This window comes from Listeria sp. ILCC797 (assembly GCF_900186185.1).
Classification (GTDB): Bacteria; Bacillota; Bacilli; order Lactobacillales; family Listeriaceae; genus Listeria; species Listeria goaensis.
Map to the genome: position 1 here is coordinate 284,562 of NZ_FYBS01000001.1, position 21,303 is coordinate 305,864.

23 protein-coding genes are annotated in these 21,303 nt (G+C 40.9%); 4 read left to right on the forward strand and 19 right to left on the reverse strand.

The window, feature by feature from the left end; all coding sequences use genetic code 11:
• Nucleotides 1–128: 128 nt before the first annotated feature.
• Entirely contained in the window at nt 129–461 is a 333-nt protein-coding gene (locus tag BN1609_RS01345) for a helix-turn-helix domain-containing protein (protein ID WP_088808787.1), read from the reverse strand.
• 153 nt (nt 462–614) lie between these two features.
• On the opposite strand from BN1609_RS01345, the gene BN1609_RS01350 reads away from it, so the two are divergent.
• Entirely contained in the window at nt 615–971 is a 357-nt protein-coding gene (locus BN1609_RS01350; RefSeq protein ID WP_088808786.1) for a DUF6054 family protein, read from the forward strand.
• Nucleotides 972–997: 26 nt separating this feature from the next.
• Here the strand turns inward: BN1609_RS01350 and BN1609_RS01355 are convergent, their stop codons facing one another.
• From BN1609_RS01355 to BN1609_RS01400, 10 genes are all read right to left on the reverse strand, one after another.
• The gene (locus BN1609_RS01355; protein ID WP_088808785.1) at nt 998–1,753 is read right to left on the reverse strand and encodes an RNA methyltransferase; all 756 of its coding nucleotides are present in this window, start codon (nt 1,751–1,753) and stop codon (nt 998–1,000) included.
• 147 nt (nt 1,754–1,900) lie between these two features.
• A complete protein-coding gene (locus tag BN1609_RS01360) occupies nt 1,901–2,983 on the reverse strand; it encodes a M42 family metallopeptidase (protein ID WP_088808784.1) in 1,083 nt (360 codons plus the stop codon).
• A gap of 129 nt (nt 2,984–3,112) precedes the next feature.
• Nucleotides 3,113–4,141: a glucosaminidase domain-containing protein gene (locus tag BN1609_RS01365; protein WP_088808783.1), complete on the reverse strand. Its 1,029-nt coding sequence runs from the start codon at nt 4,139–4,141 to the stop codon at nt 3,113–3,115.
• Nucleotides 4,142–4,397: 256 nt separating this feature from the next.
• Nucleotides 4,398–5,213, reverse strand: coding sequence for a glucosaminidase domain-containing protein (locus BN1609_RS01370; RefSeq protein ID WP_179946612.1), 816 nt, complete (start codon nt 5,211–5,213; stop codon nt 4,398–4,400).
• 207 nt (nt 5,214–5,420) lie between these two features.
• Nucleotides 5,421–6,053, reverse strand: a complete 633-nt coding sequence (locus BN1609_RS01375) for an NAD(P)-dependent oxidoreductase (protein WP_088808781.1) — start codon at nt 6,051–6,053, stop codon at nt 5,421–5,423.
• A gap of 62 nt (nt 6,054–6,115) precedes the next feature.
• Nucleotides 6,116–6,544 carry an Rrf2 family transcriptional regulator gene (locus tag BN1609_RS01380; RefSeq protein WP_088808780.1) on the reverse strand — a complete coding sequence of 143 codons (429 nt, stop codon included), beginning with the start codon at nt 6,542–6,544 and terminating at the stop codon, nt 6,116–6,118.
• 111 nt (nt 6,545–6,655) lie between these two features.
• A complete protein-coding gene (locus tag BN1609_RS01385; protein WP_088840431.1) occupies nt 6,656–7,672 on the reverse strand; it encodes a glycosyltransferase in 1,017 nt (338 codons plus the stop codon).
• Nucleotides 7,673–7,684: 12 nt separating this feature from the next.
• On the reverse strand, nt 7,685–8,668 hold the full coding sequence (locus BN1609_RS01390) for a glycosyltransferase family 2 protein (protein ID WP_088840432.1): 984 nt from the start codon (nt 8,666–8,668) through the stop codon (nt 7,685–7,687).
• Nucleotides 8,669–8,764: 96 nt separating this feature from the next.
• A complete protein-coding gene (locus tag BN1609_RS01395; protein WP_088840433.1) occupies nt 8,765–9,382 on the reverse strand; it encodes a GyrI-like domain-containing protein in 618 nt (205 codons plus the stop codon).
• 441 nt (nt 9,383–9,823) lie between these two features.
• Complete coding sequence (locus tag BN1609_RS01400; RefSeq protein ID WP_088825251.1) at nt 9,824–12,064, reverse strand: excinuclease ABC subunit UvrA; 2,241 nt, start codon at nt 12,062–12,064, stop codon at nt 9,824–9,826.
• 121 nt (nt 12,065–12,185) lie between these two features.
• Between BN1609_RS01400 and BN1609_RS01405 the strand changes: the two genes are divergently transcribed.
• Nucleotides 12,186–13,223 carry a S66 peptidase family protein gene (locus BN1609_RS01405; RefSeq protein ID WP_088825252.1) on the forward strand — a complete coding sequence of 346 codons (1,038 nt, stop codon included), beginning with the start codon at nt 12,186–12,188 and terminating at the stop codon, nt 13,221–13,223.
• Nucleotides 13,224–13,258: 35 nt separating this feature from the next.
• On the opposite strand, the gene BN1609_RS01410 is transcribed toward BN1609_RS01405, so the two are convergent.
• Both BN1609_RS01410 and ytkD read right to left on the reverse strand, forming a co-directional pair.
• Nucleotides 13,259–13,501, reverse strand: coding sequence for a DUF2584 domain-containing protein (locus BN1609_RS01410; protein ID WP_088808774.1), 243 nt, complete (start codon nt 13,499–13,501; stop codon nt 13,259–13,261).
• A 24-nt stretch (nt 13,502–13,525) separates the two neighbouring features.
• Nucleotides 13,526–14,011 carry an RNA deprotection pyrophosphohydrolase gene (ytkD, locus tag BN1609_RS01415; RefSeq protein WP_088840434.1) on the reverse strand — a complete coding sequence of 162 codons (486 nt, stop codon included), beginning with the start codon at nt 14,009–14,011 and terminating at the stop codon, nt 13,526–13,528.
• Nucleotides 14,012–14,080: 69 nt separating this feature from the next.
• On the opposite strand from ytkD, the gene yidD reads away from it, so the two are divergent.
• Together yidD and BN1609_RS01425 are read left to right on the forward strand one after the other, a co-directional pair.
• Nucleotides 14,081–14,332, forward strand: coding sequence for a membrane protein insertion efficiency factor YidD (gene yidD / locus BN1609_RS01420; protein ID WP_088808772.1), 252 nt, complete (start codon nt 14,081–14,083; stop codon nt 14,330–14,332).
• Nucleotides 14,333–14,511: 179 nt separating this feature from the next.
• Complete coding sequence (locus BN1609_RS01425) at nt 14,512–15,462, forward strand: metal ABC transporter solute-binding protein, Zn/Mn family (protein WP_088840435.1); 951 nt, start codon at nt 14,512–14,514, stop codon at nt 15,460–15,462.
• Between the two features lie 44 nt (nt 15,463–15,506).
• Here the strand turns inward: BN1609_RS01425 and glnA are convergent, their stop codons facing one another.
• The 6 genes from glnA to miaA all read right to left on the reverse strand — a co-directional run bounded on the left by glnA (nt 15,507) and on the right by miaA (nt 21,264).
• A complete protein-coding gene (glnA, locus tag BN1609_RS01430) occupies nt 15,507–16,841 on the reverse strand; it encodes a type I glutamate--ammonia ligase (protein WP_088808770.1) in 1,335 nt (444 codons plus the stop codon).
• A gap of 68 nt (nt 16,842–16,909) precedes the next feature.
• Nucleotides 16,910–17,278, reverse strand: coding sequence for a MerR family transcriptional regulator (locus BN1609_RS01435; RefSeq protein WP_088808769.1), 369 nt, complete (start codon nt 17,276–17,278; stop codon nt 16,910–16,912).
• Nucleotides 17,279–17,465: 187 nt separating this feature from the next.
• The gene (locus tag BN1609_RS01440) at nt 17,466–18,719 is read right to left on the reverse strand and encodes an aminotransferase class I/II-fold pyridoxal phosphate-dependent enzyme (protein WP_088840436.1); all 1,254 of its coding nucleotides are present in this window, start codon (nt 18,717–18,719) and stop codon (nt 17,466–17,468) included.
• Nucleotides 18,716–19,933, reverse strand: coding sequence for a GTPase HflX (hflX, locus tag BN1609_RS01445; protein ID WP_088840437.1), 1,218 nt, complete (start codon nt 19,931–19,933; stop codon nt 18,716–18,718). The genes BN1609_RS01440 and hflX overlap by 4 nt, the downstream gene beginning before the upstream one ends.
• 75 nt (nt 19,934–20,008) lie before the next feature.
• Complete coding sequence (gene hfq, locus BN1609_RS01450; RefSeq protein WP_088808766.1) at nt 20,009–20,239, reverse strand: RNA chaperone Hfq; 231 nt, start codon at nt 20,237–20,239, stop codon at nt 20,009–20,011.
• 110 nt (nt 20,240–20,349) lie between these two features.
• Nucleotides 20,350–21,264, reverse strand: coding sequence for a tRNA (adenosine(37)-N6)-dimethylallyltransferase MiaA (gene miaA, locus BN1609_RS01455; protein WP_088808765.1), 915 nt, complete (start codon nt 21,262–21,264; stop codon nt 20,350–20,352).
• Nucleotides 21,265–21,303: the final 39 nt, after the last annotated feature.

Here is a 21,303-nt window from a genome sequence, read left to right on the forward strand (position 1 = left end):
CTAGGCAAAACCGAGTACCGCACCGGAGTACTTGAGTACGTGAGGAGCGGGACGGAGGTTTTAACGACGAAGATGGCCGTTTGTCATCACTCTGAGACATAACCATCGTTACGTCTTTCATTATCGCATTAGCTTTCCACTTTCTCAAGTGCAATCCACTTATCTGCCCAGCACTGGACTTGTTCCATGACTTCTTTAAGATCTCGACCTTTATCTGTTAAATCATATTCAATCCGAACAGGGGTTTCAGGATAAACGTGACGCGTCACGATTTCCATTTCTTCCAGTTCTTTTAAGCGTTCTGCAAGAACACGATCGCTCATTTGTGGAATCTCACCTGCTACTTGTTTAAAGCGCTTCGGACCAGTAAGCAAGACATTGATGATTAGTCCTGTCCAGCGTTTACCAAGAAGTTGGAACGCAGACTCAAATTTCGGACAAACTTTATGTGCTTCATTCATAACTCTCACCTCTCACATATTGTAACACAAAACCGTTCAGAAAGTAACTAATTAATATCAATTTACTTATTTTTAGTAAGTTTTACTTCAACATTGAAAAAAATGATTTTTGGGCATACAATAAAAGTAATCAAGGTGAAAGGATGAACGCATATGCCAAGTCATCGCTATGTTGTTAAAAGCTCTGTCGAAGAAACTATGGATATGATTAAACTTTCGCAATCCACAAGCACTCCCATTTTTGATGAAATCCGCACATTTGGTGACGGAAAAAAACTTGCCACTCTAGCTTATGAAAGATACTTTTTTCGGGCAAGTAATCGTGCTGCCCTTTTTATTACGATTCATAATTTCCATGGCGATTCAGAAGTGACAGCCATTTCAACTGGAAGTTCGGACAATTTAATCTTCAATTTCGATTGGGGCGCAGCAAACAACTACATCAAGAGCGTCAAAAAAGCACTCTCCCCAGTTCTCATTAGCGAAACAAAAATAGACGTGCCCAACTAAATTTAATTGGGCACGTCTATTTGGCATTATTTCCGGAAATGATACATTAAAATCCCCGCCGCAATGGCCACGTTTAAGGACTCACTTTGTCCGAAAATCGGAATGTATACTTTCTCATGAATACGTTCCGCGACATCATTTGAAATACCGCTACCCTCATTTCCAACAATAAGAGCTAGTGTTTCTTGACGTGGAATGGTGTCGTAAACTTTTGCCTGTTCATCGAGGAAAGCGCCAAAAACTGGGACCCCTTCCTCTTCCAAGCGACCAATCCATTCGAGTAAAGGCGCTTGAATAACCGGAATATGAAAATGGCTCCCTTGCGCACTACGAATCACTTTTGGATTATATAAATCCGCACTTCCTCTTCCAAGCACAACCGCATCATACCCCGCAGCATCCGCCGTCCGAATAAGCGTCCCCACATTTCCTGGATCCTGCACACGGTCCACTAATAAAAGCTTTTTCCCGTATAAAAGGAGAATGTCCGCCTCCGTCATGTTAATGACAGCAAAGATTCCTTGCTCCGTTTTAGTTTCACTAAGAAAATGACTCACCTCTTTTGACACATAAAACGTTTCAATGTCCTCTGGCAATTCAAGTGGCGAATAAACTTCCTCCGATAGGATCAACTCCCGTACAAGCCCATCTTGCCGTAGCGCTTCCTCTACCAAATGAAATCCTTCCACCATGTACGTACCCGACTTTTGTCGCCCCTTAGTCGTAAACAATTTCTTCCAATTTTTAACGCGTTCGTTTTTCGTCGACCGTATTGTATCCATATAACGCTCCTCGTAACATTCTCGTAACATAAAAGTGGTTTTACTAAATAAACAAAGTATGCACTCTTTTAAGCTAATAGTCCAAAAGACTCACGACCATATTCAGCCAAACGCCATGCTACCTTCCTTTTGTCCATTTTGTATCACTTAGTTTTGATACGTTATTTCTTTTACTTTGTCTGCATCAAGCCGTTTGACAACTTCTGTAATAAGTTTAACTGCCGCATCAAAATCATCACGATGTAATATAGAAGAATGCGAATGAATATATCGCGTTGCAATGGTAATCGGCAAGGAAGGAACACCATTTCCTGTTAAATGCATCGGCCCCGCATCAGTACCACCACCTGGAATAGCCTCAAATTGGTACGGTATACCGAGTTCATCAGCAACATCTGTCACAAAGTTCCGTAAACCAGCATGGCTGACAAGCGTTGCATCATAGATGATAATTTGTGGTCCGTCACCCATTTTACTTTGTGCTTCAGTCGGTTTAATACCCGGTGTATCACCAGCAATGCCAACATCAACGGCAAAACCAATATCCGGTTGAATCAAATGTGCAGACGTTTTCGCGCCTCTTGTTCCAACTTCCTCCTGAACCGAACCAACACCATAAACTGTATTCGCATGCTGCTCTTTTCTTAAATTTTTTAAAACTTCAATCGCAATCGCTAAGCCAATCCGATTATCCCAAGCTTTAGCTAAAAGATATTTTTCATTTTTCATTACTGTAAAATCAAAAGCAGGTACAATCATGTCGCCTGGTGTAATCCCAAAGCTTTCTGCCTCTGCTTTATCTTTCGCACCAACATCAATAAACATCTCTTTAATATCAAATGATTTTTGACGTTCAGCAGCCGTCATTAGATGAGGCGGTTTTGAACCAATGACACCGACAATTTCTTCCCCCTCACGTGTTACAATGGTTACTTTTTGCGAAAGCATCACGTGTGGCACCCAGCCACCTGTTGGTTGAAACTTGATAAAGCCGTTTGCATCAATTTGCGTCACCATAAACCCGACTTCATCCAGATGTCCTGTAATCATAATTTTTGGTCCATCTTCTGAACCTTTCTGAATCGCAATACTACTTCCTAATCCATCATGCGTGATTTCATCAGCAACAGGTGAGATATATTGTTCGAACACACGTCGAACCTCACGCTCATTTCCCGGAATGCCTTTTGCATCCGTTAAGTCTTTTAACATCTTTAATTGCTCGTCCAAAAAAACCCCTCCTCCATCAATACTTTCCATTCCGTATTATAGCAGAAAAATAAGGAAAAGGCGCAGAGAAAAGCACAAAAGCCGAAAATTAGGAGTGAAGTAGTTTTCCTAATTTTCAGCTTTTAATTTTTATAGCGCGTTTGCAAATGTTTCTTTTCTTAATAGCGGTATCATACTAATAACATGATAATGCCGTTCTTTTTCAGATGTCATGGCGATTTCTGACGGATTTAACATTTGATTTGACGCGAGTGCAGTTTCACTTGATGAATGATCAAATAAAAATACCGTTTTATATCGCAATGGCGAATGACTTTCTGAACTGTATAATACTTCGACTTTATCACTTTCAATCCAGCCACTTACAAAGTCAGAAAGCTCTACTTGATACCAAATTTGATTGTTCGCGATTTTAGCTTCGCGTTTAATCTCAATTTTAGGGCTCACACCATTTGAAAGTTTGGCAATTAATACCGCATCTTTTGTCCCTGCTGGATTGGTCCAAATATCCACTGTTTTACCAGCTTTAACTTGTCCTACTGCATGAAAAATCTTATCAGATGTTTTTTCTGCATAAGCGGCATTCGCCACATCATACTTATCTAAATTAAATTTTTCAATGACCTCAATTAATTTTTTGGAATAGTTTGGATCAGTCGAATAACCCGTGTGATCTAACGCCTTAGCCGCAAGACGATAATCCGTTTGATTAATTAAACTGCTGTATAAATCTTTATTCCAGCTTGGACCATTCACAAATAAGGTCGCGTGGTCATTTAATGATTCAAACCATGTTGGATAGGCTTTAAATCCTGCACTTGTTCCAACATAAGAAGAACCATTATGTTCCCTTGTCCCCATCACAATGGAGTTCCCATTGTAGGAACCTTTAATTCCGAATAAATTCTTCCCTTTTTGCGCAAGCTCGCTTTTCCCCCAATTTGATTCGAGAATAGCTTGAGAAATTGTAATACTTGCCAGAATCCCGTTTTCCTTCTGTACGATCTCTGCATGCGGCGCAATCTCATTAATAAACGCTTGTTGCGAGGAAGTAGCGAGGCTAGAATTAGCCTTTACTTGCATAGGAAGAGCCATTACAGTAATTGATAAACTGATTAAACCCACTTTAAGCAAGTGCTTCTTTGCAATATGTAGCATAATGAATTTTGCACATCCTTGTCTTTTTGAATTATCAAAACGTGTGTTCTTTCTTAGCAACCATTTCATTCTAACAAAACTTTTATGTAATATATATTTCTTTTAAGTAACAAAAATAACAAAAAAATAAAACACTTAGGCGTTAAGTGCTTTACTTCTTCAAAAATTTTTCTTTTGTAGTGAAAAAAAGGATACATATAGGTCTAAAAACCTACTAATAAGACAAGTTTTTTAGACCCTTTTACGTTGTTTTTTTCTATTTTAGAGTAACATAATCCGCTTTTATCCAACCTATTACTTTGTCATCTACAGCAAATTGATACCATTTTCCGCTACTTGTCTGTGCAACTTGCACAAGTTGTAAATGATCGCGACTATAATACTGAATATCTTCTACTTTCTGCGCACCAACAAGCCCGTAAGGTACCGTCCAAACCGTTGCATGCTCTTTCATACTTACATCAGCTACTTGCGAAATTTTCTTATTGGACAAAAGTTGATCTTGAATATTATCGTAGAGATGCAAATCATATTTTTCAACGATACTCACCAATTTACTCGCATAGTCTGGGTCAGTTGCGTAGCCTGCTTTCATTATTTCCTCTGCAGCCGCTTGGTAAGTTTTGGCAGAAAGAACGCCGTGATACTTCGTTTTTGACCAAGATGTTCCATTCAAAAATAAATTTGCATGATCATCAAGCGATTCATTCCAATTGGCATATTTTCGGAAATTAGCTTGAATCTCAATCCATTGCCCGTCTGAAAACTCTTTTGTCGTCATGTTCACGACTGGCTGCCCCGCCCTACCTTTCACACCAAATAAATTATTCGCCTGACTCGCAAGCTCGCTCTCACCCCAGTTCGACTCTAAAATCGCCTGCGCAAGCGTCACGCTCGTCAAAATTTGATGCTCTTTCTGAATTTCCTGTGCATGCTTTGAAAGCTGATTAATAAACTTCTCTTCTTTTGTATTAAATGCAGGTTCTGGCGCTGTTAAATCTAAATAAGCTTCCCGTATAAAAGACGCAATGACACCAACTAGAATGAGGCCGATAAATATACCTAACGTCATAAATAACTGACGCTTCTTTTTTCGTTTCATTTTTTTCCGCAATTGTGTGTCACACCTTTCTGTTCCCAGTCCCTGTCTACACAATACGTCAATTTGTAGCGAAATGCAATCCTCCTCTAGCCTAATTTAACTTTTCTTAAAAAGAGGATAAAAGCAAAATAAGCTGTCGGCAATTCGCCAACAGCTATTATATAGAAGAAACTCGTTTTATTTATTTCGAACGGTGAAACGTTCTTTAACATGTTTTGGTTCTTCAATTTCGTCAAGCATCGCTTTTGCAAAGTTTGCATAGCTCACTTCACTTTGTCCCGTTTCATCTACTAAAAGTTGATTTTCTCCTAAAATATAAGTACCTGTTCCCGCTCCTTCTGGATTAAAGAAAGCTGATGGGCTCATATAAGTCCAGTTTACTTCCGCTTCTTGTTTTAGCGCATCGAGCGCTTTTCCCATATGGCTTGCAGTTGGTAAAAAGGCAGCGGGGAAATCGGGTGTGTCCATTAAACGTAACGATTCTGCTTCATCGACATATAAACTTCCTGCTCCACCGACGACAAGTAGACGATTTGTTTTTCCTTTTAAAAGCGAGGTTACATGTTTTAATGATGTTTGGTGAAGCTCTTCTTGGCCATGCGGAGCATTGAACGCATCAATGACAACATCTTGATCTTGAATATCTTCGAAAGTTAAGTCAAATAAATCTTTTTCTAAAACTTGCACATTTGGATTCGTTATTTTTTCTTTATGCCGCACAATTGCTGTAACTTCCATGCCGCGGCGCACCGCTTCTTCTAAAATTTGGTTTCCAGCTTTCCCACTTGCTGCAATAATAGCTACTTTCATTTGTATTCCTCCTATTTCGTAACTGACTTAGTTACAATTTGTTTTATTTTTAGGGCAAGCCTTTAGTTTTGGCTTGCCTTTGTTGTCATTTCGGCAATGATATTGGCTAAGGTAACTTGTTTCAACTCATTTTCCATTTTTTGTTGAGCTGTTTGAAAGGTTTCATTTAACGTATCTTGAATATTTGCCCCGACAAAACAATTTGGATTAGGGTTTTGATGGATGTCAAAAATCGTTTGCGAGCCTAAAGCTGCCTCATAAATTTCATAAAGAGTCATGTCATCCGGTTCTCGCGCTAAATAGGTGCCGCCAATACCAGGTTTTGAATGTAGTAAACCGGCTTTTTTTAAGCGGCTCATAATTCTTCTAATGACTACTGGGTTCGTACCAACGCTTTCTGCGATAAAATCTGACGTAATTTGTTTGTCGCGATTTAAATAAACGAGTGTCAAAATATGCACAGCGACACTAAAACGTGTTGAAATGGCCATTTCCTCACCTCTTTGTAACCATTATAGTTACAAAACGTTTTTTTGTCAACAAAAAAGGACGCATACAGCATCCTTTTTAGCGATAAACTTATATGAAACAAAAAATTAGTTTTATGAACTTTTTCCTGTAAAACGTTTGATAGCCTTTAGCATGAACCATTCCAGGCTTGCAATTCGGAAGCGCAGGTGCGCGTTTTTTAAAAGTTGGCGGAACATTTTTTGCTTAGTTTTTGGGAGCGTTTCAATTGCGTTCGTTTGGAGACTTTCTTTCATGTAGTCGGACACCCATTTTTGAACGGTGCGGTAATCCTCATTTTTAACTAAGAAAAGCCATTCAATCATTGAGAAAAGATCGATTTCAAGATATTTCTGCTCTTTTTTGTAGCGCAGTGTGTTGTCTTGAATCGTGGAAAAAGCCTCGTCGCAAACGTGTAGCGCATCTAAGCGGTCGCGTGTCATACGCAAGTTATTTTTTTGCTGGGTGATAGATTTATCGCCAGAAACTCTGTGACGCCAGTAATAGCCTACATTTTTCAAGATGTTGACATGCTCGGCTTTTAAGTACGCGGGAATGACAACGGGAATATCTTCATACGTTTTACCGACTGGAAATTCCAGTTTTGCCTCGTTCCAAAAAGAAGCACGATAAATTTTATTCCAGCTCGTTGTATCGTATAAAAGTTCTGGTGTTTCAAAAATCGTCGTATTAAACTTATCCGTTTGCATAAAACGCTCATGCAATGCTGAGCGGTAAACATCTTCCCCCGCAAGACGTGCCACGCCAATCGTGACGATATCCGCACAGGAAATTTCTACAGATGCCATCATTTTTTTATACATGTCTCGGTCAATCACATCATCGCTGTCGACAAAGGCAATAAAATCGCCAGTCGCAAGCCTTACGCCATCATTTCGCGCTGCAGATAAACCGCCATTTTCTTTTGTAATCACTTGCATCGTCGGATATTTCTCTTGTAAGAGCGCCAACTTTTCCCCCGTGTCATCCGTCGAACCATCATTAATTACAATAACTTCTAACTTTTCATAAGACTGATTCATCACCGAATCCAAACACGCCTCAATATACTCCCCGACATTATACGCCGGAATAATCACACTTACCTTCATTTTTCTCTCCTTTTAAAAACCCGTTTGCTGTCTTCTTTTTTCAAACGGTACTTTCCAAACTAAATCACCTAAATGCACAAAACCTTGCAAATACAGGCGAACAGCCAAATATTTCAACTTCGCGGTCAAGCCGCTACCAGAGCGGTACCCATTTTTCTCCCACTTTGGAAAATGCGAGTTCATCGTTTCTCGTACAATTTTAAGCACTTCTTTACGCTGTTTTGTCCCCTCCAAATAAATGATTTTCCGAAGTACAGTCCGGTACACTAAATGTTCCATATAAAGTGTTTCCACTTCCGCCTTGGATGCCTCGAAAATATCAAGTGCTTTCAATTCGTTTGTGACATTTTCAAGCATTGGAATGACATCTAAAAATTTCGTATCATTTTGCAAATTCGACTGCGAATCCGCTCGGTCCGTTATGTAAAAATAAAGCGCATCGTCAAGTTTCACTGGCTTTTCAGCGCGCAAAACGACAGCTGGCACCACGCCGAGATCCTCATACCAATAGCCGGTCGGAAAACGGAGCTTTTCCCATAAAGAAGCCGTATAAAATTTATTCCACGGGACACTTCCTGCATCTGTCAAAAGATGCCCGCTATTCCGCGGTATGTACTGCATGTCGCCGCTTTGATTCACATTATAAGAAGTAAACATCACGAGGTCCGCCTCTGTTTGCGTGACCGTTTTCAAACATTTTTCGACTAAATTCGGCGCTATATAGTCGTCGCTATCCACCATGATGACGTAGTCGCCTGTCATCTGATCAAGCCCCGCATTGCGCGCCGCCGCCTGACCACCATTTTCTTGCGTAATCACGCGAATTCTAGGGTCAGAAAACGTTTCTAGCATCGCACCTGAACTATCCGTTGAGCCATCGTCAACAAAAATAATTTCTAAATGCGCGTACGTTTGCTTAAAAATACTTTCCGCACACCGCTCCAAATAGTTTTCCACATTATAAACTGGAACGATAACGCTTACTAAAGGTTCCATAAAAATTCTCCTCACAGAATGTTTTCACCCTTTAAGAATACCTTTTCCAAGCGCATTTGTCTAATTTCAAAAAAAACCGCAGCGAAAAACTGCAGTTTAACTTTTAATTTTAAAACGAAGCACCGTTTTCATTTTTTCAGGCGCTGTTTTTCGTGGATCTGACAAATAAATTTCCTTATGGTCCTTTGACAGCCGCACCCAATCATTTTCCAAACAGAAATCCTCCATTTGTTCAAAAGAAGCGGGTTCTGTGTCGTAAGGCCCTTTGTGGAGCATCTGCACGCTTGGCCCTTCCTCAATCGTTTCAAAGCGCAGCTCAGCCAAAAGCTCCGCAGGAATTTTTTCAGCGAATCGTGGCTTCAATTCTTCAAATAGCGCAGCTGTTACAAAATCAGGTTGGCGAATCATAATACGATACTCAAATAAGCTCTTGTCAAGCGGACCATTATCACGCTGGCTCGTCGTCCATTCCCCTTCAAGCGGATAAACTGTGTATTCAAAATATCCGTCCGGCGTCACGCCTTTTTTAGGAAGCATCCGAATCGTATAAGCTGCCGCATAAAGTGCCCCAACACGCTCGCTAAAAGCTCCTTCGTTCGGATCCCCTTTTCCCGTAATCGTAATATAGTTCATCGCCGGCACATCGAGTTTCATTGGTTTATTTTTGGGTAAATAAAGCCCCTTTTCAGCTTTGCGCCATTCATATTTTGTCATAGTCTTCGTCCTTTCGTGTTGGAAGTTAAGCAGCAAGTGAATCCCCGCTCTATTTAGATTATACCAATTTTAGGAACGGAATTGAATTTTATGATGCAGCAGAGCTTGAGGGGGTGGCGTGTAGACTAAAAGTAAGTAACTTATTACCTTTTATAGTGCATACTTGATTAATTGCTGAAAACGGGATTTACATTTCACAATACAGAGATTAAAACAGGCACCTATTTCAGCCCTACTCCTATAATAGCTCAAATGGGCATTTCTATCGACCTTTTCATTATTTGGTTTTTGGGTGTGATTTTCACATCTCGAAATCAGTCATATTTACACGTTTCCCTTCTCCCCTAAAGTTTCACAAAAATCTGTCGTCCCCTTGGTTTTTCACATTATCTCCGGTCGACAGAAAAATAGCGCGAAGTTTTAGCTTCGCGCTATTTTGGGTTAAATGAATTTTGCTGTAATCGAATCTGGGACGGCTTTCAAATCGGCTGGTTTTCCTCCAAAAAGAATTCTTCCGCCTTTGCTTCCGCCTTCTGGGCCGACATCGATAATCCAGTCGGCTTGGCGAATAATATCGAGATTGTGCTCGATAACAATTACTGTGTTGCCAGCATCGACCAGTCGGTTCATGATTTCGACAATATGCTTCGTATCCGACATGTGAAGCCCTGTCGTTGGCTCGTCCATAATATAGACGCTGCCTTTTTTATGAAGTTCTGTCGCGAGTTTCAAGCGCTGGCACTCACCACCTGATAGTGTGCTTAAAGCTTGGCCAAGTGTCAAGTAGCCAATTCCAACGTCCTCCATCGCCTGAAGTTGCTTTGTGATTTTTTTCAGTTCAAAAAACTGCAACGCATCAGTGACCGTCATTTCGAGGCAGTCACTAATCGTTTGTCCATTTAATTTGTATTGCAACACTTCTTCTTTAAAACGCTTGCCAGAACAAGCTTCGCAAGGTGTGCGAATCGCATCCATGAAAGCCATATCCATCGCAATGTAGCCGAGACCTTTACATTCTGGGCAGGCGCCTTTTGAATTGTAGCTGAAAAGCGATGGACTGACATCATTCGCCGTTCCGAATAGTTTTCGAATGCTATCCATAATCCCCGAATACGTTGCGGGGTTTGATCTGGAATTAGCATGAGCAGCGGATTGGTCAATCACAATTGCGTCGGGATATTGTTTTCTGAAAATCCCATTAATAATCGTACTCTTACCAGAACCCGCCACCCCAGTTATGACGTTCAAAACGCCTGTCGGAATTTCTAAGTCAAGGTCACGCACATTATGAAGGTTGGTTTTTTTCACAGGTAAAAAGCTTCGCGGGGTTCGCACTTCACTTTTTAAACTTTCGTGGTGTCCCATGAAGTTTCCGGTGAGCGTATCGCTTTTTAGAAGCTCCTCGTAAGTACCGTGGAAGGTGACTTCACCGCCGTGTTTGCCGGCTTTTGGCCCAATATCAATGATGTAATCCGCAATGCGAATGACGTCTGGATCATGCTCAACGACAAGTACGGTGTTCCCTTTATCGCGCAGCTTCTCCAAAAGTTCGTTTAAGCGGTGGACATCACGCGGGTGAAGCCCAATACTTGGTTCATCAAAAATGTAAATCATATCCGTTAAACTACTATTTAAATGACGCACCATTTTCACGCGTTGTGATTCTCCGCCAGAAAGCGTGCTCGTTTCACGGTCAAGTGTGACATAATCAAGACCAATATCAATCAAATGTGACACGCGCTCGTCGATACTCGCTTTCATCGCTTCCGCGTAAGGATTATCAATTTTAGCGATATTCTCCACCACTTCATCAAGTTGCATCGCCATATAATCCGCAATATTTAAGCCGTTAATCCGACAATCAAGCACTTTTTTAGAAAGTCTAGCGCCCCCACAAGCATCACAAGCCACTTCGGTTGTAAAAGCATCGACTTGTTTTTTCGTCCGCTCGCCCATTTCGCCTTCTTTTTTCAAATATAAGCGATCGAATTTTTGGATTAAACCCTCATAAGTTGAATTAATTGGGCCGCCTGCCGTTTCAAGTACAAACTTTTCTGTCTTACCATTTAGTAATTTTTCCATTTCTTCCGCAGAATAATCTTCCAATTTTTTATCGAGGTCAAAATAACCAGATAAAGCATAAATGTTCCAATACCACGAACCAACTGAGAAATTCGGAAATTGGATGGCTCCTTCATTTAATGATTTTGAGTAATCAAGAAACTTTTCTAAGTTTAGCGTAATTTTTCGACCGACGCCTTGACAATCCGGGCACATGCCAAACGGATCATTAAACGAAAATGAGCTTGCTGGTCCAGCTTCTGGCTGTCCAATTCTGGAAAAAAGAACGCGAAAAAGAGGATTGATATCCGTAATCGTGCCGAGCGTTGAGCGCGAGTTACCGCCAATCCGTTTTTGATCAATAATAATAGAGGCACCTAAACCACGAATGCCGTCCGTATCCGGCTCGCGATATTTTGGTAAAAAGCCGCGAACAAAAGCACTGTGCGTTTCGTTTAACTGACGTTGTGATTCTGTGGCAACGGTTCCAAAAACAATAGATGATTTCCCGGAACCAGAGACTCCTGTGAAGATAGTAATTTGACGTTTCGGAATTCTCACAGAAACATTTTTCAAATTATTTTCCCTAGCACCTTTAATTTCGATGTATTCTTGTGTCATGTCATACCCCCTAGTTTTATTACCTGAATGAAGCCATCAGGGTTTATCATTGTACCGAAATCAAAGCCCCCTGTCAACCAGAAATATGCTAAAATAGAAAAAAAGTAAGGAGGGGAAATTTATGTTAAACCTACAAAAGCTCCCTCGGCTTAAAAAGGGAGATACAGTCGCAACAATTAGTTTATCATCTGGCGCTGCCGGTGACCCAGAACTACTCGGACGCTATGAAGTCGGCAAAAAACGATTACAAGAACATTTTGGCTTAAAGGTCATCGAAATGCCGCATACGCTCGCCGGCTCTGATTTTATATACCACCACCCTGAAAAGCGCGCCGCAGACTTGATGGCCGCCTTCCAAAACCCAGATATCAAAGCGATTTTCGCCTGCATTGGCGGTAATGACAGCATCCGTATGTTGCCGTATATCGATTTTGCAATCATTCAACAGAATCCTAAAATTTTTATCGGCTATTCCGATTCGACCATCACGCATTTAATGTGCCTAAAAGCAGGCATATCCAGTTTTTACGGGCCGGCAATTTTGAGTGACTTTGCAGAAAACGTGGCACTTCCTACGTTCACCAAAAACGCGTTCGAACAACTTGCTTTCCATCCAAGTCAAGCTCTTCGGTTTGAAACAGCCCCTGAAATAACGGGTGAATTCCTGCCATGGCTCCCTGAAAACAGTGAGAAACCGCGCAAATTCATGCCAAATGACAGCTATGACATCATTCAAGGAACAAACCGCGCGTCTGGTCCGCTTATCGGCGGTTGCATGGAAGTTCTTGAAATGGCTAAAGGCACAGCTTTGTTTCCAGAGCTTGCCGCTTTCGACGATGCCATTTTATTTTTGGAAACCTCAGAGGTGAAGGCGAACCCGTGGTGGTTTGAAGATCAGCTGCGAAATTACGGTATCATGGGCGTTTTATCACGCGTAAATGGCATAGTTTTTGGCAAGCCAAAAGAAGGCGCCTACCAAGAGGAGTACCGCGAACTCGCGCTTAAAGTGCTCCGCGAATTTCATCTTGAAGATATACCAGTTTTCGCAAACGCAAGCTTCGGCCATAACGAGCCAAAAATCACGCTTCCATACGGCCGTATCGCCGAACTAAATCCCGCAGAAAAAACATTTACCCTACTAGAATCAGCCGTATACTAAATTAAAAAGAGATTGGGAAAATTCCCAGTCTCTTTTTAATTACTCGAATTTAACGAAACAAGTTCATATGTAATGATGGTCGCATCGCTTTCCCAAATGAGTTTTCTAGGGATAACGAGTCCATTCACTTCTCCGTCTTTCGTTTTGCGGAGCTCAATGGGTACATCAATCGGATAAATGCGGTACCCGTCTTTTTTTAATTCAAAAAAGTTTTCTGTAATTCTTTTCTCGCGGCCTTTCGTTACGACCATCGTATTAACTTCAAGTGGCATGCCCATCTGAATCCCTCCATTTCTTATTTATCATAGCAGAAAAGGCTTTTCTTTGGCTAGTTTCTCCTCTAAATTTCGTAAAATTTCCTGCATACCCGCATCACGCATAAAAAAACTGAATTCCGGTTGCTGCACGATTTCACGAATGTTTCCTTTCATGAGCACTGGGCCGTCTGTTTCCATGTAGTCGGCTTGAACATGGAACCCTTTGATTTGTGCGAAAAAAACGCGTTTCGAGAAAGTTCTTTCCGCTGATTCCACGAAATAATCGGCGACAAACTGAAAATCGTCCGTATAAGCGCCCGTCTCCTCCATCAATTCGCGTGCCGCGGCTTCAATTGGCGTTTCAACATGCTCACCTTTTCCACCCGGGAATTCAATGCCTCGTTTCTTGTGGTGTGTAAAAAGCCATTTTCCTTCATAAAACGGGATAATCAGGCAATCGTCTGACTGTTCTTCGCGCTGTTCAAACGAAATCGCGACTTTTGATCCTACAGCATCTAAATAAGAAAACATTTGCGTACCCCTTTCTTTTTTCAAAAAATATGATAAGCTATAACTAGCAAATTAATAGAAGGTGAAAACATGTTAAAACGCTTTTTACTTGGTGGCATACGCTTTTATCGCAAAGTCATTTCCCCTCTTACACCAGCATCTTGCCGCTTTTATCCAACCTGCTCTCAGTACGGAATGGAAGCCATTGAAACGCATGGCGCCTTTAAAGGAAGCTACCTCGCGATTAGACGCATTTTAAAATGCCATCCTTTCCATAAAGGCGGCGTGGATTTAGTCCCTCCTAAAAAAGAAACAGAATGCTCCCACCATCATCATCATTAATATAGCACATTTCATACAAAGCGAAAACTGCTAATTTTGATTAGCAGTTTTAATTAACACTTGCTTTTTTCAAAAAAATAATGTATTATCAATATCGTCCCTCAAATCGTAATCAGTACGATTTATTTTTACGAGGTGTAAAACGGAATCATTTTGATTTAAAATAAAGGAGTGGAAAAATGTTTAAAAAATTATTACTTATAACTCCAGTTTTAGCTCTCATACTTACACTTGCAGCTTGTGGAAGCGGAACTGCCTCTCAAGATAACGATAAAGTAAAAGTGTACACAACCGTCTATCCCCTTTCTTACTTAGCGGAACAAATTGGCGGTGACAACGTGGAAGTCACAAGCGTATATCCAGCGGGTTCTGATGCGCATAGCTTCGAACCTACGCAAAAAGATATGATGAAAATTGCCGATAGCGACTTACTCTTTTATGTTGGGTTAAACCTTGAAAGTTTTGTCGATAAAGCAAAATCATCACTTAAAGACGAAAATGTAAAATTCGTTCCTTTAGCTGAAAAATTAGACTTGCCGAAAGACCCTGACGCTGGTAAACACGAAGAAGAGGAAGAAGACCATGAAGGCGAAGAAGAGCACGGCGACTACAACCCTCACGTCTGGCTCTACCCTGTTTACATGGAAGAAATGGCTGCGACCGTTAAAGATCAACTAATTAAAGAAATGCCAGAGAAAAAAGCCACTTTTGAAGAAAACTATGAAAAAACTGTATCCAAGCTAAAAACGCTTGACGAATCTTACAAGGATATGGCAGCCACTGCCAAACACAAAGATTTCGTGACCGCACATGCCGCTTATACGTACTGGGAAACAGCCTACGGATTACACCAAATCCCAATTGCCGGCGTTTCAACGAGCGATGAGCCATCGCAAAAGAAATTACAAAGCATTGTGAGCACCATTGAAAAAGAAAACATTCCATACATTATGCTCGAACAAAATACCAATTCTAAAATTGCAGAAGTGATTCAACAAGAAACCGATACAAAGGCGCTTAAATTGCATAACCTCGAAACTTTAATGCCAAGTGATGTGAAAGCGAAACGCGATTACATTTCCATCATGAACGACAATTTAGACGCATTAAAAGAAGCGCTCAACTATTAAAACAAACCCCCGAAAGCAGATTGCTTTCGGGGGTTTTCGCTTGCTTAATAAATTTCCAAATATTGATCGCGTTCCCACGGATGAACGGCTGTTCTAAACATGTCACATTCAATTTGTTTCGCTTCAATGAAGTGTTCATAAATGTGGTCACCTAGACCTTCACGAACCGCATCATCTTTTGAGAGCTCAATTAAACCGTGCGCTAAGCTTTCTGGAAGATCATAAATACCTGCCTCGTGACGCTCCTCCTCGTCCATTCCATAAATGTTACGGTCAACTGGTGCTGGCGGAGTGAGTTTGTTTTTCACGCCATCAAGACCAGCTTTTAAAAGTACTGCCATCGCAAGATATGGATTCGCCGATGGGTCAACGCTACGAAGTTCAAGGCGGGTACTAAGTCCACGCGAACTTGGAACGCGGACAAGTGGACTACGGTTTTTACCACTCCACGCAATGTAACAAGGTGCCTCGTAACCTGGAACTAAACGCTTGTAAGAGTTGATGGTTGGGTTCGTAACAGCTGTGTAGCCACGCGCATGTTTTAACATCCCCGCCAAGAATTGGTAGGCTGTTTCGCTTAGTTGCAATTCACCGCTTTCATCGTAGAAGGCATTTTCGCCGTCTTTGAACAGTGACATATTAAAGTGCATGCCAGAACCATTAACACCGAAAAGTGGTTTTGGCATAAACGTTGCATGAAGACCATGTTTACGCGCAATTGTTTTAACAACCAATTTGAACGTTTGGATATTGTCGCATGCCGTAATGGCATCTTCGTATTTGAAATCAATTTCATGTTGTCCGGGTGCCACTTCATGGTGGGAAGCTTCAATTTCGAAGCCCATTTCTTCAAGTTCAAGCACGATATCACGGCGACAGTTTTCACCTAAATCTGTAGGGGCTAAATCGAAATAACCGCCGGAGTCATTTAGTTCCAGTGTCGGCTTACGGTTTTCATCGAGTTTAAACAGGAAGAATTCTGGTTCAGGTCCTAAGTTAAAGTCGGTGAAACCTAGTTCATGCATTTCTGCAAGCACGCGTTTTAAGTTCGCGCGCGGATCACCAAGAAACGGTGTCATATCAGGATTATAAATGTCGCAAATCATACGCGCTACTTTTCCTTTTTCAGCCGTCCACGGGAACACAACCCATGTATCTAAATCTGGGAAAAGGTACATATCCGATTCTTCAATGCGAACAAAACCTTCGATAGACGATCCGTCAAACATCATCTTATTGTCGAGCGCTTTTGCCAACTGACTTACTGGAATTTCCACATTTTTAATGATTCCAAGAATATCCGTGAACTGTAAGCGAATAAATTTAACATTTTGTTCATCTGCGAAGCGGAAAATATCTTCTTTAGTATAATTTGACATAATTTAAAATCCTCCCAATACTCAATTTATATAAACTTCTTAAAAGTTAATACCTATTTCGAATTTTGTTACAATTTCGGATATTGATTTTTTGATAAATCATCACCTTTAACGAAGCGCCCAGCTTGCTGCATTTCTTTACGGAGAATTTTGCGAACATCTTCATCCGTAAGTGGATTTTTCTTTTCTTGATCTTGCATTTGGTACATTTTTTTTATACCAGCAATGTTTAAACCATCATTTAAGTAGTCTTTAATTTCAAGGAGTGTGTCAATATCTTGAAGTGAGTAGTGCCTGTGGTTCCCTTGATTTCGAGCTGGACTAATCAGACCTTGGTCTTCGTAATAACGAATCTGCCTTGCCGTTAAATCTGTCAACTTCATCACGGGACCAATTGGAAAAAGAGGCATCGATCGTCGAATTTCTTTCTCACTCACGGCTTTTTCCCCCTCACTATTTTTTTATGATAGTAGCATTATAATGTACGTTAAATCATTTGTCAAATTTATGTCAGATAATCTAACATCTTATTAAAACTATTGTGGCAGAAGCGTTTTGACAATTAAAAAGACGCAGAAATTAAAACTGCGTCAAAAAAAATTTATTTTTTTTACAATTGATATGTTAGTTTTGTAAATTTAACGCACCCTTTTCTAAAAGCGCTTGAACTGCTCCAATGACAGCGACTTTCACATGCTCATAAGTTAGTCCACCCTGCACGTAAAGCTCATAAGGCGGACGTATCGGCCCATCTGCCGTAAGTTCTAGGCTCGCTCCTTGAATGAACGTTCCGGCTGCCATAATGACGTCATCCGCATAACCGGGCATATAGGCACCAATTGGTTTCACATGAGCGTTTACTGGCGAGGCTGCTTGAATCGCTTGCGCAAACAACACCATTTTTTCTGAATCATGAAAAGAAATACTTTGAATTAAATCAGTCCGTTTTGCATCCCATGCTGGGCTAGTTTCGATACCGCATAACGATAACATGGCTGCTGTAAAGCGCGCACCTTTAATGGCTTGTGCCACGACGTGCGGCGCCAAAAAGAAGCCTTGATACATTTCAAGCAGGCTATAAAGCGAAGCACCAGCTTCCAAACCAATTCCAGGCGTTGTTAGTCGGTAGCCACATAATTCGACAAGTTCAGTTTTCCCAGCAATATAGCCGCCAATTTTAGCAAGGCCACCACCTGGGTTTTTAATTAATGAGCCGGCAATTAGGTCTGCGCCAACATCGGTCGGTTCTCTTAGCTCAACAAATTCGCCATAGCAATTATCGACAAATACAATGACATCTGGTTTTATTTTTTTGACAAATTGAATCATTGCTTCAATTTCTTGAACCCTAAATGAATCGCGATTTGCATACCCTTTTGAGCGCTGAATGCCAATCATTTTTGTGTTTGCATTGATTTTTTGCGCCACTGTATCAAAATCAACTTGATTTCCTTTTAAAGGAACAGCATCATAACCAATTTGAAAATCTTTTAGCGAGCCATTGCCGCTTCCTCTCATGCCAACGATTTCTTCAAGCGTATCATAAGGTTTGCCGGTGATATACAAAAGTTCATCGCCCGGTCGCAAAACGCCAAATAGCGCGGTTGAAATCGCATGTGTTCCTGAAATCAGCTGCGGTCTGACGATAGCTTTTTCCGTATGAAAAACGTCGCTGTAAACGCGTTCGAGCGTATCTCGACCTTCATCATCATAGCCATAACCCGTTGACGGATTGAAATGATAGTCGCTCACTTTATTTTTCCGAAAAGCTTCTAGCACTTTTGCTTGGTTTTGTTCCGCAATCTCGTCCGTTTCCTTATGTAGCGCTTCAACCATTTGTTCTGCTCGTTCTTTTAATCGTTTCACTTGTTCCGTCATAATTTTTCCTTTCCAGAAAAGTAGCCGCGAATTTGATAGGTTTCATTTTCTTCATCAAACTCAATTTTTGAAACAAAAGTCGTTCGCTTCAAAAAGGCTATTTTCGTACCTTCACTTGCTTTTACTGTTAAAAAATAAGGAAGCCATATTTTTTTAACTTCCGTTAACAGCCATTCGCGCATATCGCCTGAAAACTCCGCACTAAGTGCTGAAATTTCCTTATAGTTTGCTTCTGTAGCAACAAAAGTCGGGTGCTTGTGATCTTTTTTATTATACAATGTTAAAATTGGAATATCACTTATTTGAAGGGCACGCAAAATCTCTTTTACCGTTTCAATATGCTTCAAATAATCTGCATTTGAGCTATCGACCACATGAAGAAGCATATCCATATCCGCACTTTCCTCAAGCGTTGATTTAAAAGCCGCAACGAGTGACGTTGGTAAATCTTGAATAAAACCAACCGTATCCGTTAATAACACTTCAAAACCAGCTGCAAGCTTTACTTTCCGAGTAGTCGGATCAAGCGTCGCAAAAAGCTGATCTTCCTCGAGCGTCTCGGCAGTCGTCAAACGATTGAAAATAGTAGATTTCCCCGCATTCGTATAACCAATTAAACCAAACCTGAAAATTCCATTTTGCTTACGCTTCTCGCGAATTCGCGCACGATGCTTCTCCACTTGTATAAGCGCCTCTTTAATTTCATGCATCTTCAACCGCAAAAGCCGCCGGTCCATCTCAAGCTTCGTCTCCCCAGGTCCACGCGTGCCAATTCCCCCACCTAATTTTGAAAGAGAGCTCCCTTGACCAGAAAGGCGAGGTAACAAATATTCATACTGCGCATACGCGACTTGCAATTTTCCTTCTCGCGATTTTGCGCGCATCGCGAAAATATCCAAAATAAGACCAGTTCGGTCAATAATTTTCGCATCAACCTCTGCTTCAATATTTCGAATTTGCGTTGGTGTCAACTCACTGTTAAAAACGACCGTTTCAGCTGCCAACTCTAAAACCAGATTTTTAAGCTCCTCTAGCTTCCCTCGCCCAACAAAACTTGCTTGGCGCACACGCTCCATTTTTTGAACCATCACATCAAGCACTTCGCCGTTAGCCGTTTTGACAAGGCGCCCTAGCTCCTCCATTGAATAATGAAACGCCGTCTCATCTCCATCTTTTAATAGGACGCCAACAAGAATGACTTTTTCTTTTTCCATAAATCCGCACCTCTTTTATGTTTGCAGCAAAAAAGACAGGCGTTTTCACCTGTCCCTCTTACGAATGAAATACAATTAGTCTTCTGGATTGAGTGCCACATTTTTTTGTGGTGAAAATGTCGAAATCGCATGTTTAAATACTAATTGTTGTTTTCCTTCAACATCAAGAAGAACCGTGAAATTATCAAAGCTAACAACTCTTCCACGCAATTGGAAACCATTTGTTAAAAATACAGTCGCCAAAATTTTCTCTTTTCTTAGTTGATTTAAGTATTGATCTTGTAACGCTTGTCCACCTTTAGTCATGTATACCTCTCCTATCTATCTTTCTAAGAACTCCCCCCAAAGAGGTTCATCTAAAACAGTCCGAGAACTATTTTAAATTCATTACCCTGTATTTCGCACTAATAAACCGTTTATTCGTTTAAAAAACGCTGTATAGCGTCATCTGCCTGTAAAAAACTATTTTCAGAAAGCATGTTAATCCACTTGACAGACATACGATTTCTAAACCAAGTAAGTTGGCGTTTTGCAAAGTGTCTTGAGTTCTTTTTAATTAATTCAACAGCCGCGTCCATAGTGACTTGACCATCAAAGTATTGAAATAATTCTTTATAACCAATTGCTCTTGTCGCCGAATTGTCGCCTAGATGTTGTTCATAGAGCCATTTCGCTTCATCAAGTAAGCCATCATCCATCATATGTCGCACACGTTCATTAATTCGCTCATATAAAAGTTCCCTAGGTAAATCCAAGCCAATAAAAAGCGGTGAAAACTCAGGATTCAATTCACGCTGGTTTTGCATGGCACTAAACGGTTGGCCACTTGCGTGCATGACTTCCAGTGCACGAATTACTCGTCGTTTATTGTTCGGATGAATGGTTTCAGCACTTTTTGGGTCTTCTTTTTTAAGGCGCGCAAAAAGCGTTTCATTATCAAGCTGTTCCATTTCAGTACGGAAATTAGCATCTTCGCCAGACTTTCCAAATGCGTAATCGTAAAAAACGGACTGAATATAAAGACCCGTTCCACCAACAATAAAAGGGAGTTTTCCTCTAGAAGAAATATCTCTTATCGCGGTGATGGTTGCTTCCTTAAATTTTGAGGCAGTAAACGGTTCGTCTGGGTTCACCACATCAATTAAGTAATGCGGTACGCTTTCTTTTTCAGTTTCCGTAATTTTAGCCGTTCCAATATCCAGCTTTTTATAGACTTGAACGGAGTCACCACTGATGATTTCTCCTTGCCATTTTTTCGCTAATTGGATACTTAACGCCGTCTTTCCTACTGCTGTTGGACCAACGAGGACAATGACAGGAATTCCAGCCAAATAAACCCCTCCTTGCATCTACTACTAATGTACCATGAA

Coding starts and splice junctions, on each gene's coding strand:
- BN1609_RS01345 (WP_088808787.1), bottom strand. CDS start 461: ATGAATGAAGCACATAAAGTTTGTCCGAAATTTGAGTCTGCGTTCCAA.
- BN1609_RS01350 (WP_088808786.1), top strand. CDS start 615: ATGCCAAGTCATCGCTATGTTGTTAAAAGCTCTGTCGAAGAAACTATG.
- BN1609_RS01355 (WP_088808785.1), bottom strand. CDS start 1,753: ATGGATACAATACGGTCGACGAAAAACGAACGCGTTAAAAATTGGAAG.
- BN1609_RS01365 (WP_088808783.1), bottom strand. CDS start 4,141: ATGCTACATATTGCAAAGAAGCACTTGCTTAAAGTGGGTTTAATCAGT.
- BN1609_RS01370 (WP_179946612.1), bottom strand. CDS start 5,213: ATGACGTTAGGTATATTTATCGGCCTCATTCTAGTTGGTGTCATTGCG.
- BN1609_RS01375 (WP_088808781.1), bottom strand. CDS start 6,053: ATGAAAGTAGCTATTATTGCAGCAAGTGGGAAAGCTGGAAACCAAATT.
- BN1609_RS01380 (WP_088808780.1), bottom strand. CDS start 6,544: ATGGCCATTTCAACACGTTTTAGTGTCGCTGTGCATATTTTGACACTC.
- BN1609_RS01385 (WP_088840431.1), bottom strand. CDS start 7,672: ATGAAGGTAAGTGTGATTATTCCGGCGTATAATGTCGGGGAGTATATT.
- BN1609_RS01390 (WP_088840432.1), bottom strand. CDS start 8,668: ATGGAACCTTTAGTAAGCGTTATCGTTCCAGTTTATAATGTGGAAAAC.
- BN1609_RS01395 (WP_088840433.1), bottom strand. CDS start 9,382: ATGACAAAATATGAATGGCGCAAAGCTGAAAAGGGGCTTTATTTACCC.
- BN1609_RS01400 (WP_088825251.1), bottom strand. CDS start 12,064: ATGACACAAGAATACATCGAAATTAAAGGTGCTAGGGAAAATAATTTG.
- BN1609_RS01405 (WP_088825252.1), top strand. CDS start 12,186: ATGTTAAACCTACAAAAGCTCCCTCGGCTTAAAAAGGGAGATACAGTC.
- BN1609_RS01410 (WP_088808774.1), bottom strand. CDS start 13,501: ATGGGCATGCCACTTGAAGTTAATACGATGGTCGTAACGAAAGGCCGC.
- ytkD (WP_088840434.1), bottom strand. CDS start 14,011: ATGTTTTCTTATTTAGATGCTGTAGGATCAAAAGTCGCGATTTCGTTT.
- yidD (WP_088808772.1), top strand. CDS start 14,081: ATGTTAAAACGCTTTTTACTTGGTGGCATACGCTTTTATCGCAAAGTC.
- BN1609_RS01425 (WP_088840435.1), top strand. CDS start 14,512: ATGTTTAAAAAATTATTACTTATAACTCCAGTTTTAGCTCTCATACTT.
- glnA (WP_088808770.1), bottom strand. CDS start 16,841: ATGTCAAATTATACTAAAGAAGATATTTTCCGCTTCGCAGATGAACAA.
- BN1609_RS01440 (WP_088840436.1), bottom strand. CDS start 18,719: ATGACGGAACAAGTGAAACGATTAAAAGAACGAGCAGAACAAATGGTT.
- hflX (WP_088840437.1), bottom strand. CDS start 19,933: ATGGAAAAAGAAAAAGTCATTCTTGTTGGCGTCCTATTAAAAGATGGA.
- hfq (WP_088808766.1), bottom strand. CDS start 20,239: ATGACTAAAGGTGGACAAGCGTTACAAGATCAATACTTAAATCAACTA.